The following is a 13,855-nucleotide window of genomic DNA, read 5'->3' as shown; positions in this document are numbered from 1 at the left end:
GATCACTCCCAGCTGGGCCTGTGAACGGGGAAGCGGCCGTCCCGACGGGGGGCGCAGGACGGCCGCTGCGTCCCGCCGCCGCTGGAGCGGCTGCGGGCTCATACAGGAAACGGAGCCGGCGCCGCGAAAGGTTCACACCCGATCCGGAGACGAACGACCCGGTCCCGTAGGCCCGTTGCGCACCACGAGGCCGAAACTGATCGATTTCCGTGCCGCCGTGTAGTGCAAGATGTGCCTGCACGCAAGAAACACGTGTCTATGGCGGCACAGCGCACTCACATGTTGCAGAGCCGGTCGTCCGGCCCTTTCCACACACTGCGAGGACGAGACTGACGTGAACGACTTCCACCCTGGCCGCAGACGCCTGCTGAAGATGTTCGGACTGGGCGCCACCGCGACCACCGCGGCCGTCCTCAAGGCCGACCCGGTGCTCGCCGCGACCCTCGGGTACGACGAGAAGACCGGTGTCTCCCCCACCACGTACCGGGCCCCCAAGGGGCTGGCGAAGAACACCGCCGCCAAGCAGGCCGCGCTGGACTGGATCTCGGCCAACGAGAGCGCGATCACCAAGCTGAGCGACGACGTCTGGACGAACGCGGAGCTGTCGCTGCGTGAGTGGAAGTCCTCCCTCGCGCACGCCAAGCTGCTGGAGGACAACGGCTTCACCGTCGAGTGGGGCTCGGCGGGCTTCCCGACCGCCTTCGTCGCCACCTACGGCACGGACGGCCCGGTCCTCGGCTTCAACGCCGAGTACGACGCCCTGCCGGGGCTGTCGCAGAAGAGCGGCGTGGGCGCGCACGACCCGCTGGTCTACAACTACGACGCCTACGGCCCCACTTACGGCGCCGGCCACGGAGACGCCCACAACTGCCTCGGCGCGGGCGGCACCGCCGCCGCCATCGCCGTCGCGCAGGCGATCCGCGCGGGCGGGCTGAAGGCCAGGGTCAAGCTGTTCGGCAGCGCGGGCGAGGAACAGCTCGTCGGCAAGGCGTACGCGGTCAAGGAGGGTGTCTACGACGGCCTCGACGCCTTCCTCGACTGGCATCCCTTCAACATCACGGTGCCCTTCTGGAACACCACCAGCGCGCTGGTATCGGCCACCTTCACCTTCCTCGGCGCCTCCGGCCACGGCGGCACCCCGCTCGGCAACAAGAGCGGCCTGGACGGCGCCCTGCTGATGGCGACGATGTCGGAGTACCTGCGGGAGAAGAACGTCGCCCCGTCCGGACGGTTCCACTACGCGATCATCAACGGCGGTGGCGCGCCGAACGTGACCCCGGACATGTGCTCCATCTGGTTCTTCGTCCGCGAGGGCAGCCCGGCGCGCGCCCAGGTGCTGTACGACAAGATCGTGGAGTGCGGGAAGGCTGCGGCGCAGGCCAGCCAGACCCGCCTGGTGCACAAGTTCCACTCGGCGACGTGGAACCTGCTGGCCAACAAGGCCGGCGCGGAGCTGCTCAACGACAACATGCAGCAGATCGGCGCCCCCAAGTTCACCGACGCCGACCACGCGCTGGCGAAGGCCGTCCAGAAGTCGCTGGGCAAGCCCGAGGCGGGCATGCCGACCGGCCTGACCCCGCTCGCTCCCCCGGCGGCCGCCTACACCGGCGGACTGGCCACCGACACCGCCGACATCAGCTGGCAGGCACCCACCGCCGTGCTGCTGTCCGCGGCCTACCCGCCGGGCATCCCGAACCACAACTGGGGCGTCACCGCGACGGCGGCCACCAACATCGGCCACCAGGCCCTGCTGTCCGCCGCCCGCTACCTGGCGGCCGGCGCCGTCGACCTGATCGAGCAGCCGGACCAACTTGACGCGATGAAGCAGGAGTTCAAGAACCGTACCGAGGGCGTCGCGTGGGCCTCGATGATCCCCGACGGCAACCAGCCGCCGCTGTACGAGCCGCCGGCCGGTTTCCTGAAGAAGACCGGGCAGAGCTGGCCGCCGAAGGGTGTGACCTGGCCGGTGCCGCCGGTGGTGTCCACCGAGCAGCTGGGCACCACCGGACCCAACCTGCCGCCCGTGACGTGACACGCACGCGCACCGCGCACTCCCCGCTCGTGGACATCCTCCCCTTGAGGCCACGAGCGGGGCCTCGTCCGCCGGCCTCGGGCACTGTGCCGCTGGGCCGCGGCGAGCACAGGGCCGGCCTGGAGGACCGCCGCGTCACCGAGCACATGATGTCCGTCGCCGAGCGGAACCTGGTCGGCAGGAAGCAGCCGAAGCGCGTCATCAGGAACGACCTGTGCCGCACGTTCGGCGGTCCGGGAGGACGCCATCGTCGCGGAACGTCCCCGGTTGCCGCGGCACGGAGCCACTGGTCGGCCGACGGCTTCGAAGCGCTGCCGCCGATACCCCGGCACCAGCCGCGCTCCCTTGCTGGAGAAGGACCGTGACAGCTCTCGGCAACGCCCTCTGGGCAGCGCCGGTGACGCGTCGGGGGTTCTGCGCCGCACGAAGCGCGCCCTCAAGGGACCGGGCTGCCTCCGCACGCCGCCAGAACGGCGCCCGACCGCGGCATCAGACGCTCTCCTCCCTCGGCGCCCCGAGCCGGCATCCCGCGACGGTGGTGCCGTGTTCGCGCGTCCGCGTCCTGACTTACGTCACGTCCTCGGCGGGTCGCAGGAACTCCTCCCGGCGCGGGCGTCGGTCCCTGCGTCACGCGCAGCCCCGTGTTCTGCTTCGACCGTCAAGTGACCGATGTGCGGCTTCCGGCTCCGGCGAAGAGTAGAAGGTGAAATCTCTTCCCACAGAGGGGGAACCCCCGTCATGCATCCTGATCCGTCGCAGCTGCGGGCGCGACCGACGCCCGAACAGGTGCCCTCGTTGTTCCTGGAACTCGACCAGATGCTCGATGAATTCACCCGGATGCCGATACGGGCGGAGTTCCGTTTCGACCCGGACATGCCCGCGGTGATCCGGGTGGAGTTCCTCGCGGAACGAGGACCCGGTCTCATCTGGTACATCGGCCGTGAACTCCTGCACCGCGGCCTGACCGCGATGAGCGGCTCCGGCGACGTACGGATGTGGCCGACGTTGCCCGGGCAGCAGCCCTCGTCATGGCTGCTTCTGGAATCGCAGGAGGTGGAAGCCCTGTTCGAGCTGCCCACCGCACAGTTGGGCGAGTGGCTCGACGCCACCTATCGGATCGCCTCCGCCGAGACGGAGCTGGACGGTCTGAACTGGGACGGCTTTCTCATAGAACTTCTCGGCGGCCCGGGAACGCCGTCCGCGTGACCGTCTGCCGCCCCCGGCAGACGCGACTCACCTCCCACTGCGTCACCCATCAGAGTAGTGACGAATTGGTTGCCGTCGTCGGCCGCGTGCTGACGATCCTCAACAACGACATACTCGGTTCTCCGGCACCACAGGGGCATGAGCGATGCGCATGCCCCTGTGGCGTGTCCACCTCCCGTAGCGGCGCGCTTGAACCCCGCGCCGAACCGGGCTCGTTCCCATGACGACGGCCGGAGGGCACCGCCGGGCACCCCAGGTCCCCACAAGACCGCCAGAACCGGAGTAGAGCGCTGTGAGCCCCCTCGAGCAGTGTCCGTATCAGGGCGGCAGGGTGGACCTGGGTCGGGCCTTCAAGGCGGACGCCCCCGCCCGGTACGCCCGGCTGCGGGAGTACCGCGTCGCCTGACGGCAGCCGCGGCACGAAAAACGTCCCGGTCCGCGCCATGGAGGGCGCGGACCGGGACGGAACCGGAAGGGGTACGGCGGTCAGGCGGTCCGGGTGCGCAGCTGGCGGGACTTCCAGCCCAGCAGCAGGGCCTGGAGGATGAACCACACCCCGCCGCCGGTGGCGTACACGGACAGTACGTCGAGCGAGGGATTGTCGCCCGCGGCCTGGATGTTGTAGGTGATGCCGACCAGGAAGGACAGGCCGCCCGAGATCAGCGTCGGCCACTGCTTGCCCAGCTCGGGACCGCGCCGCCGCAGTCCGACGATCACCTGGGCGGCACCGGAGACGATGGCCCAGGCGCCGAACACATGGAGCACCGGTGCCACGCCGCCCGCGCCGGCGATGCCGATCGCGACGGCGGCCAGCGTGCTGAGCACCCCGTTGAACGCGGTGACCCGGCGCTCGGAACCGTCGGGGGTGGCGCGGTAGTCGATCAGCGAGGACACCGCGTCGATCAGCGGGTAGACGACCAGCAGCGTGACCGCCACGGCGTCGACGTGCTCATGGGCTGCGGCGAACGCCAGGGCCCACACCACGGCCAGGACACCGCGGCCCAGGTACAGCCTCAGCAGGGAGGAGCGTTCTCCCGCCGCGTTCGCCGGCGTGGCTGTCTGCGTGCTCATGTTGGTTCGGCCTTTCTCAGGTCAGAGGTTCGTCGCCGGCCCGGTCAGTGCCGGGACGGGGAGACGCAGCGGAAGCTGGAGGCGAGGGCCGGGTCACCGTGGCCCGTGTAGCGGGACACCGCGGGGTAGCTGCACAGGTCACGGCTGACCTGCTTGCCATTGGCGTTGATCAGGGTGGCGGGCAGGGTCTTGGGCGCCTTGCCGTGCTCGACCCACGTGGTCAGGGCGGCGAGGCCGTCGGCCGAGCCGTCGAAACCGTTGAGACCGCAGTGGCTGGTGCCCGGAGCGAGGAAGAGACGGTAGAAGTCGTCGACCCGCTTGGAGCTGCCCATCTCCCGCTCGACCTGCTTGCGGTACTGCACGGTGCCCTGGGTGGGGATGAACTGGTCGGCGTCGCCGTGCCAGGTGATCAGCTTGCCGCCGGACTTGCGGAAGGCGGACAGGTCGGGGTTGTCGGTGCCGATGACCTTGTTGTACTCGGCCTGGGACTGCTTGAACAGCTGCGTGAACTGGCTGTAGGTGATCTTCGAGACGTCGAAGGCCGGGTCCTTCTTCAGCCAGAGCTGGACCCACAGGGCGGGAACCGGGAAGGGCTTGCCCTGGACGGTGCCGTCGGTGCCGGGGTCGGTGGTGTCCGCCAGGCCACCCAGGTCGGCTCCGACCGGGACGCCGGGCCACAGCTTCTTGCCCGAGGTCGTGCGCGGGCCGTCCCAGATCTTGCGCACCACGGCCGCGTCGGCCGCCGTGATGGTCAGCTCCTTGCCGTCGCACACGACCTTGGTGCCGATGAGCCGGCGCGGGTCGTAGTTGCAGCGGGACGGGTCGCTGACCAGACCGTCCTTGACACCGTCGAGCTTGTCACAGGCCTTGACGGCGGCGTCGGTGAAGGCCTTGAACTCACACTTCGAGGGGTAGGTCTTCTCGTTGTTCATGACCACCTGCGGCCACAGGGTGGCGACCTCGTACCTGTCCCAGTTGATGGCGGGCGCGTCGGCGAGGATGCCGTCGTAGTCGTTCGGATAACGCTGGGCCTCCATGTAGCCCTGGCGTCCGCCGGTGGAGCAGCCGGTGAAGTAGGAGTAGGCGGCACGCTTGCCGTAGACCCCGTCGACGACCTCCTTGCCGACGACCGCCGCCTCGTGCTGGGAGCGGGAGGCGAAGTTCTTCAGCAGGACGGTGTTGACCTGGCCCTTGCCCTTCAGCGCCCAGCTGGTGTCGAGGACGTCACCGACACCGGCGTCCGTGGTGGTGGTCGCGTAACCGTTCTTGACCCCGGTGCCCAGGGCAACACCGTTGTCACCAGCGCTGTAGGCGCTGCCGCCGGTGGCCTGGAAACGGCCGTTCCAGTTGGTCAGGGGCAGCCAGGTCTGCACCTTGGCATGATCGTTGCCACCCGGGTGGGTGAGGGTGACCGTCACCTGGCAGAAGGCCGGGACGTTGAAGACGTCCCCGCCGAGAATGCCGGTGCCGTGGATGGTGCCGCCCGCCTGGCGGACCGCCGTCACCGACTCCACCTTGGTACCGGCAGGCGCGTTCACCGAAGGCGCCGAGCAGTTGGCGGGCGCGGCGGCCGAGCCGTACTGGGGTTCCGCCGACGCCGTCGGCAGGTACACCGCCGCAGCCAGCGGCACGCCGGCCGCGAGGACAGTCAGGAGTCGTCTCATTGCTTTCCCATCCAAGAAGTAGGTGTGCGCCTGGCTGCGACGACACATGTGCACGGCACATGAGCAGGAGAGTGGCTCGGCCGACGGGCCACGGCGGACGGCGTCCGCACGTGTGGCCCCACGACCTGGGTGTACGACCCGAGGCAGACTCGGGGCGTGAAGACTGAGCCAGACTCTATCACCACTTAAAACGGTGACGAAAGAGGGTTGTCGCATTCATGTTCTCGAGTGGGCCGGGTGTCCTCGGCCCGGTCCCCACTCTGGCCGCCTGCCGCCTGCCGGGACATCAGTCAGGTGACGGTCCCCGCCCGCGGGCCCCGACCGGTCCCGGCGAAGCATGTGTTAGGTCATTCGTCGGTCGGCCGTCCCCAGCACCCCGGGCGGCCCCGGGGACGGCCAGCTCCAGCCAGACGCTCTTGCCGCGGCCACTCGCAGCGGTGTTCCACGTCTGCGCCAGCGCGTCGACCAGGAACAGGCCGCGGCCGTGTTCCGCGGTCGCGCTTCCCTCGTCGGTGAGCGAGTAGGCGGTGGGCACGGGCGGGGCGCTGTCCGAGTCGCGCACCTCCAGCCGGACGCGGTCGCCGAACGCCCGCAGCCGCAGGTCCACGTCGCTGCCGGCGTGGACGAGCGCGTTGGTCACCAGTTCCGAGGTGATGAGCACGAGGTCGTCCGACAGGTCCGCCAGGCCCCAGTCGCACAGGCGCTCGTGCACGAAGCGGCGGGCCTGTCCGACCGCCCGCAGGTCGCGCCGCTCGACGTGGAAACGCGCGGTACGGGGTGCCGTACCGTCATCGGCTCCTTCGTAGCGGGCCAGCAGCAGCGCGGCGTCGTCGCGGCGGCCGGGTGTGTCCTGGAGCAAGCGGTCCGCCAGGTGTTCCAGGTCGGTGTCCGCCCGCCGACCGCCGGTGGCCAGGCGGGCGCGGACGTCGTCGTGGTCCGTCCCGTGCGGTCCGGCCGAGCAGAGCGCGAGCACGCTCCCGGGTGTCAGGGTGTGCTCCTGGGAGCGGTAGGGAGTGCGCACGTGCAGCCCGAGAGGCACGTTGGCCGGTGCCCGCAGCGGGCGGACGGTGCCGTCGGGCAGCCGGGCGAGCGGCGCCGGGTGCCCGGCCAGCGCCACCTCGGCCAGCCCTGTCTCCGTGTCCACGGCCATCACGCAGCAGGTGGCGAGGAGCCCGGTGCCGAGCCGGGCGAGCAGCCGGTCGGTGCGTTCCAGCACCGCGGCCGGAGCGTGGCCCTCGGTGGCGTACGCGGCCACCGCCGTGCGCAACTGGCCCATGACGAGGGCGCTTTCCATCGTGTGGCCCTCGACGTCCCCGACGGCCAGCAGCACGCGGCCGTCCGGCATCGTGATCACGTCGTACCAGTCCCCGCCCGCCTCGCTGCCGGACCGGGCCGGCCGGTAGCGGGCCGTGGTGGTCAGGCGGGGCACCTCGGCGAGCGCGGCGGGCAGCAGCCGCCGCTGCATGCCCTCGGCGAGCGACCGGCGCGCGGCGCTCAGCCGGATCCGCTGGACGGCCGAGCCCAGCAGCCCGGCCATCATGGTCAGCACGGCCCGCTCCTCGGGCGGAAAGGTCCGCGGCCCGTCGAACGCCAGGGAGCAGACACCGACCACGGGGTCGGTCGCGGGGATCGGCAGGTCCACGACGTGCCGGCTGCCGACGAGCGGCAGGTGGGCGGTGGCGGACGCGCGGTCGTCGGCGATGTCGCGCGGGCCGGACGGACCGGCTGCGAACACCCCGGGGAAGAACGGCGCCCGTCCCCTCAGCGCCCGGGCCGCGGGGGTGTGCGCGGACAACGCGCTGCCGTGCAGTTCGCGCACCAGGCACGCGGAGTCGCCGCTGTGGCCCACGACCCACAACCGGCCGTCGGCAGCCGAGGCCAGCGCCAGCGCCCGGGCGCGCAACGGCGCCATGACGCAGAATTCCGCCGCCCCGGTGACGTGCTCCATGGTGGTCGCCCGGTTCAGCATGTCGGCCAGCCGTTGCAGGGCGTACAGCAGGGTGAGCCCCGTGGAGCCGGGGACTGCGGGGAGGCCCGGCAGGATCCCGTGCTCGGGTCCGGCCGGTGGCTCGGTGCCGAGGACGGGGACCAGCACGGGCAGGCTTCCGGGCGTGATGGTGGCGCCGCGGGCGAGGAGGCCGGCCAGCAGGGCGGCGAGCCGGTCGCCGATCCGGGTGAGCCGTCGGCAGTCCGCGTCGCCGTACCCGCCCCGGTCCTCGGTGCGCAGCACCGTCAGGGAGCCGAAGCGCCGCCCGGCGCTCTCCAGCGGGACCGAGGCGACGGTGTAGGGATAGGCCAGGGCACCCTGCTCCGGTTCGGCGAGCGGATCCGGTTCGGCGAGGAAGGCCACACCGCCGTCGGCCAGGGCTCGCGCGGAGGCGTAGGGGGAGTCCAGCGGCATACGGCCGGGGAGGGTGAAGACGGACGGCGGGCTGCCGCCGATCATCGCGGCGCGCAGTTCCGCGCCGTCGGCAGTCAGCAGGTACACGGCGGCCGCCGCCGCGTGGAGGTGGCGGGCGGCCTGGCCGACGGCGTGGTGCAGGACGCCCGTCAGCTCGTCGGCGAGCACTCCCGCGGGCTCGCCCCACCGACCGCCCGGCTGGGGAAACCCGGCGCCGGGGGCGCCGCGGTCGTCCATGACCCCTTCCGGCCAGGTGTGCCCCTCGTCAAGAGACACATCACACCTTCTCCGCTTGCTCGGAAACGTCACCCGCGTGTTCCTCGCGCAGCCACCGTGAGTGGTACCGCTCCGCCCAGGCCCGGCTGACGTATCCGGTGCGCATACCCAGCCGCGCCTCGGGGTCCTCGAAGGCTTTGCGCATGTGTCCGAGCAGGACGAAGGTGATCGCCCAGGCCAGCAGGTCGTGGATGAAGATGGCGCTGGTACGGGAGATGAAGGGCGCCAGCCCCATGAACCACATCAGCAGGCCGGTGAACATCATCACGAGGACGGCGCCGGCGATCCAGCCCGCGTAGATCTTCTGCCCGGCGTTGAACTTGCCCGCCGGGCGCGCCTCGGGCGACGTACGGCGCCTGCGCACGGCCCGCAGCCACTGCCGGTCGTACACCGCGAAGCGGTTCAGCCGGCGCAGGTCCGCGCGGAACTCGGCGGACAGGAGCCCCAGCAGGGAGGGCAGCGGCAGCGAGATGCCCGACCACTCGTGCACGGTGACCATCAGGTACCGCCGCCCGACGAGCAGGGCGAGCGGCCCGAAGTACAGGCAGGCGGCCGAGACCAGGCACAGCAGCATCAGCAGGCCGGTGGCTCGGTGGACCATGCGCTGGGCGGTGCCGAAGCGGCGGACGCGGCCGGAGGGGTCAGGACCCGTCGCCGTGCCGGTCGGCGCCGTCGAGCCAGCCGTCGATCGCATATCCGCGTTCCTCCCAGTAGCCGGGAACGACCTTGTCGGTGACCTCGATGCCGGACAGCCACTTGGCCGACTTGTAGAAGTACATGGGGGCCACGTAGAGGCGGACCGGTCCGCCGTGGTCGTGGGTGATGGGTTTGTCCTGCATGTTCAGCGCCACCAGGACGTCCGAGCGGCGGGCCTGTTCCAGGGAGAGGCTTTCGCTGTAGGCGCCGTCGAAGCAGGTGAAACGGACCGCCGCGCCGGGGGAGCGCACCCCGGCGGCATCGAGGATGTCCGCCAGCTTCACCCCTTCGAAGGGTGTCTTGTCCACGCCCCATCCGTCCGTGCACAGCACGTCGTGCACGACCCGGGTCTGCGGCATCGCACGCAGCGCGTCGAGCGTGTACGTCTTCGGCTTCTCCACCAGCCCGCCGACCCGCAGCGCGTAGTTCGTCTCGTCCTTGTGCGGCACCGAGCCGACGACGCTGTAGTACCGGAAGCCGCCCGGGTTGGGCAGCAGACCGGTCAGGCCCGTGGCGTCGACCTGGGAGGCGGCGCCGAGGAATCCGTCCCAGCCGCGCTGCAGGTAGGGCGCGGCGGCGAGCCCGGCGGCGCCCGCGCCGAGCATGCCCAGCATCGCCCGCCGTGCCACCGGTGCGCCCTCGGCCCTCCGCTTCGGCTTTCTTGCCATGGTCAGTTGCTCCTTCGGGGTGCGACGGTCCCGGCGCCGTGCGCCGCGCGGGGCGGCACCGGCCGGGTGAGCCCACACCTGTGAATCCGTCAAGCCACCGCGACATAAGTCACCGGTTAGACTGGTGATGATAGTGGCACGGTCCTCCCCGGCTGTCAACGACGAGGTGTACACACGTGTGACCCCGGACGACCGCCCGCCCCGCCGGCCGGGCTCGGGCTTTTTCGACCGGGCGGAACTTCGGGAGCTGCTACGCTCTCAGTGACGTGGACCGCCTACAGAGGAGTCGCAGACGTGGTGGGTGAAGACGACATCTCCGGATGAGATCCGGATCTGACGGCCGCCGGACGCGCGCAGGAGCGCCGCCGAGGTGGCCCGTTCGTCGTACCCATTTCCCCCGTCTGCCCAGGGCAGAGGTCTCTTTCTGCCCACGATCCGCTCGAGGTCGCCGCCATGTCCGACATCGCCATCGTCTGCTCGAACCTGTCCTTCACCTGGCCCGACGACACCCCGGTCTTCCACGACCTGTCCTTCGCCGTGACCGCCGGCCGTACGGGCCTGGTCGCCCCCAACGGCTCCGGCAAGAGCACCCTGCTCAAGCTGATCGCCGGTGAGCTGAAACCCGCCAGCGGCTCGGTGTCGGTCAGCGGGACGCTGGGCTACCTCCCGCAGAGCCTGCCCCTGACCGGCAACCTCACCGTCGCCCAGGTGCTCGGCATCGCCGACGTGATCCGCGCCCTGGACGCCGTCGAGTCCGGCGACGTGAGCGAGGAGCACTTCACCACCATCGGCGACGACTGGGACATCGAGGAGCGCACCCGCGCCCAGCTCGACCGCCTGGGCCTCGCCGACCTCACCCTGGACCGCAGCCTGAACACGCTCAGCGGCGGCCAGGTCGTCTCGCTGGGCCTCGCCGCGCAGCTCCTGAAGCGCCCGGACGTGCTGCTGCTCGACGAACCCACCAACAACCTCGACCTTCAGGCGCGGCACAAGCTCTACGACGTGCTCGCGGACTTCCCCGGCTGCCTGCTGCTGGTCAGCCACGACCGCGCACTGCTCGACCGCATGGAACGCATCGCCGAGCTGGGCAGCGACGAACTGCGCCTCTACGGCGGCAACTTCACCGAGTACGAGGAGGCCGTGCGCGCCGAGCAGGAGGTCGCCGAGAAGAACGTCCGCAACGCCGAGCAGGAACTGAAGCGGGAGAAGCGGGAGATGCAGCAGGCCCGCGAACGCGCCGAACGCCGGCAGAGCAACGCCGCCCGCAACCTGAAGAACGCCGGTCTGCCCCGCATCTTCGCCGGCAACATGAAACGCGGCGCGCAGGAGTCCGCCGGCCGGGCCGGGCAGATGCACGCGTCCCGGGTCAGCGAGGCCAAGGCCCGCCTCGACGAGGCGGGACGCGCGCTGCGTGACGAGCAGCGCCTCACCCTGGAGCTGCCCGACACCCAGGTGCCCGCCGGGCGCAACCTCTTCCTCGGCGAGGGGATGCAGGTCCGTCTCGGGGACAAGGACGTGTTCGCCGCAGGCGGTGTCGACCTGACCGTCCGGGGCCCCGAGCGCATCGCCCTGATCGGGCCCAACGGCGCCGGAAAGACCACCCTGATGCGTCTGATCACGGGCGACCTCGCCCCGGACGGCGGGGAGATCAAGCGCAACGACGGCCGCATCGCCTACCTCTCGCAGCGCCTGGACCTGCTGGACCTGGACCGCACCGTCGCGGAGAACTTCGCCGCGTTCGCCCCGGAGCGGCCCGAGGCGGAGCGGATGAACCTGCTCGCCCGCTTCCTCTTCCGGGGCGCGCGGGCACACCTGCCGGTCGGGGTGCTCTCCGGCGGCGAACGGCTGCGCGCCACCCTGGCCTGTGTCCTGTGCGCCGAGCCGGCCCCGCATCTGCTGCTGCTCGACGAGCCGACCAACAACCTCGACCTGGTCAGCGCGAGCCAGCTGGAGAGCGCGCTCAACTCCTACCAGGGCGCCTTCATGGTGGTCAGCCACGACGAGCGGTTCCTCGCCGAGATCGGGGTGAACCGCTGGCTGCGGCTGGCCGACGGAGCGCTCGTGGAGGCCGGAGCACCCGAGGTGTGAGCCGTCGACGTGTGAAGTGGCCCGCGTCCGAGGCCGTGTGCCCGGCGGGCCGACCACCGATCACGTGGGACGGATTCCTGTGCCTCAACCCGCTCTGCTCGCCCATGACATCGTCCGCGTCCTGGCAGGCCGGCGCGTCCTCGACGGCGTCTGTCTGACCGCCTCCCCAGGCCACCGCATCGGCCTGATCGGGGAGAACGGCGTCGGCAAGTCCACCCTGCTCCGCGTGCTGGCCGGCGTGGAGGAACCCGACGCGGGAAGCGTCACGCGCCCCGGTGACCTCGGCTTCCTGCACCAGGAGATGCCGTTCGACACCGAGTCCACCATCGCCGCGGTGCTGGACGAGGCGCTGCGCGAGGCTCGCGAGGACCTGGCGGAGCTGGACCGGCTCGCCGAGCGAGTGGCCGTCGTCCCGGAGGACGACCCCGGCCACCAGGAACTCCTCGACACCTATGGCAGGCGCCTGGAGCAGGCCCAGGACCGGGAGTCCTGGGACGCCGACCGCCGCGCCGCCCTGATGCTGGACGGCCTGGGCCTCACCGCGTTCGGGCACGACCGCACGCTCGGTTCGCTCTCCGGCGGGCAGCGCGGGCGGCTGGCGCTGGCCGCACTGCTGGTCCGGCGGCCGTCGGCGCTGCTGCTGGACGAGCCGACCAACCACCTGGACGACGGCGCCGCCGCGTTCCTGGAGGAGCAGGTCCGCGGCCTGCCCGGGACCGTGGTGATCGCCAGCCACGACCGGGCCTTCCTGGACGCCGTCTGCACCGACCTGATCGACCTCGACCCGGCGGTGGACGGCCCCGTCCGCTACGGCGGCAACTACAGCGCCTACCTCTCCGAGAAGCGCGCCGAGCGGGAGCGCTGGGAGCGGCGGTACGCCGAGGAGCAGGAGGAGTTGGAGGAACTGCGCGAGTCGGCGGGCGTGACCGCGCACCGGGTCGCGCCGGACCGGGGCCGTACCGACAACGAGAAGATGGGCTACGGCCACCGGGCGGGCCGGGTGCAGAACTCGATCTCGCGCCGGGTGCGCAACGCGACGCGGCGGCTGGAGGAGCTTGAGCGCGCCCAGGTCGCCGAGCCGCCCCGGCCGCTCAGGTTCGCGGCCGGGGAGCTGGCCGCGCGTGCCCAGGAGGCCCCGGAGCCCCTGGTGTCCCTGCGCGAGGTCCGGGTGCCGGGCCGGCTCGCGCTGGAGGGCCTGGAGGTGACGGCGACGGACCGGTTGCTGGTCACGGGCGGCAACGGGGCCGGCAAGTCGACCCTGCTCGCCGTCCTCGCCGGACGTCTCGCGGCCGAGGGCGAGGTGCGCAGACGGCGCCGGCTAACAGTGGGGCTGCTCAGCCAGGACACCGTGTTCGACCGGCCCGAGCGCACGGTCCGTGACACCTACGAGCTGTCGCTGGGAGAAGCGCGGGCCGAGAAGGTGCCGCTGACCTCGCTCGGCCTGATGCACGAGGCCGACCTGGGCAGACCGGTCGGGCAGCTGTCCGTGGGGCAGCGCCGGCGACTCGCGCTGGCCCTGCTGGTGGCCCGCCCGCCCCAGCTGCTGCTGCTCGACGAGCCCACCAACCACCTGTCCCCCACCCTGTGCGACGAGCTGGAGGAGGCGCTCGGCCCCGGACCCGGCGCGATCGTCCTCGCGAGCCACGACCGCTGGCTGCGCCGGCGGTGGCAGGGCCGCGAACTCCGGCTGGAGCCGGGGCGCACGCGGCGGGAAGCGGCGGCGGGGGCCCGTACCCGGTCCTGACCTGCGCTC

At 71.5% G+C, this 13,855-nt stretch carries 9 protein-coding genes; 4 read left to right on the top strand and 5 right to left on the bottom strand.

Translation table 11 applies throughout. The features are described from left to right. The first annotated feature begins 334 nt into the window (after positions 1-334). Together A6P39_RS42740 and A6P39_RS42735 are read left to right on the top strand one after the other, a co-directional pair. On the top strand, positions 335-2,032 hold the full coding sequence (locus A6P39_RS42740; RefSeq protein ID WP_275884337.1) for an amidohydrolase: 1,698 nt from the start codon (positions 335-337) through the stop codon (positions 2,030-2,032). Between the two features lie 738 nt (positions 2,033-2,770). Further along, positions 2,771-3,238 (top strand): SsgA family sporulation/cell division regulator, encoded by a 468-nt coding sequence (locus A6P39_RS42735; RefSeq protein WP_275884335.1) that lies wholly within the window; start codon positions 2,771-2,773, stop codon positions 3,236-3,238. 486 nt (positions 3,239-3,724) lie between these two features. On the opposite strand, the gene A6P39_RS42730 is transcribed toward A6P39_RS42735, so the two are convergent. The 5 genes from A6P39_RS42730 to A6P39_RS42710 form a co-directional block, all read right to left on the bottom strand. Further along, positions 3,725-4,309: a DUF308 domain-containing protein gene (locus tag A6P39_RS42730; protein WP_275884334.1), complete on the bottom strand. Its 585-nt coding sequence runs from the start codon at positions 4,307-4,309 to the stop codon at positions 3,725-3,727. 44 nt (positions 4,310-4,353) lie between these two features. Then, positions 4,354-5,973 carry a tannase/feruloyl esterase family alpha/beta hydrolase gene (locus tag A6P39_RS42725; RefSeq protein ID WP_275884333.1) on the bottom strand — a complete coding sequence of 540 codons (1,620 nt, stop codon included), beginning with the start codon at positions 5,971-5,973 and terminating at the stop codon, positions 4,354-4,356. 286 nt (positions 5,974-6,259) lie between these two features. After that, positions 6,260-8,650, bottom strand: a complete 2,391-nt coding sequence (locus A6P39_RS42720) for an ATP-binding SpoIIE family protein phosphatase (RefSeq protein ID WP_275884332.1) — start codon at positions 8,648-8,650, stop codon at positions 6,260-6,262. Between the two features lies 1 nt (position 8,651). Continuing rightward, the gene (locus A6P39_RS42715; protein WP_275884331.1) at positions 8,652-9,344 is read right to left on the bottom strand and encodes a cytochrome b/b6 domain-containing protein; all 693 of its coding nucleotides are present in this window, start codon (positions 9,342-9,344) and stop codon (positions 8,652-8,654) included. Then, entirely contained in the window at positions 9,292-10,014 is a 723-nt protein-coding gene (locus A6P39_RS42710) for a molybdopterin-dependent oxidoreductase (protein ID WP_275884330.1), read from the bottom strand. Before A6P39_RS42710 ends, A6P39_RS42715 begins: the two co-directional genes overlap by 53 nt. A gap of 453 nt (positions 10,015-10,467) precedes the next feature. On the opposite strand from A6P39_RS42710, the gene abc-f reads away from it, so the two are divergent. Both abc-f and A6P39_RS42700 read left to right on the top strand, forming a co-directional pair. Then, entirely contained in the window at positions 10,468-12,102 is a 1,635-nt protein-coding gene (abc-f, locus tag A6P39_RS42705; protein ID WP_275884329.1) for a ribosomal protection-like ABC-F family protein, read from the top strand. Positions 12,103-12,181: 79 nt separating this feature from the next. Beyond that, positions 12,182-13,846: an ABC-F family ATP-binding cassette domain-containing protein gene (locus A6P39_RS42700; protein ID WP_275884328.1), complete on the top strand. Its 1,665-nt coding sequence runs from the start codon at positions 12,182-12,184 to the stop codon at positions 13,844-13,846. Positions 13,847-13,855: the final 9 nt, after the last annotated feature.

The sequence above is a fragment of the Streptomyces sp. FXJ1.172 genome (assembly GCF_001636945.3).
Taxonomy (GTDB): domain Bacteria; phylum Actinomycetota; class Actinomycetes; order Streptomycetales; family Streptomycetaceae; genus Streptomyces.
Note: the sequence above shows the minus strand (reverse complement) of the source record. Positions and strands in the feature narration are given on the sequence as shown.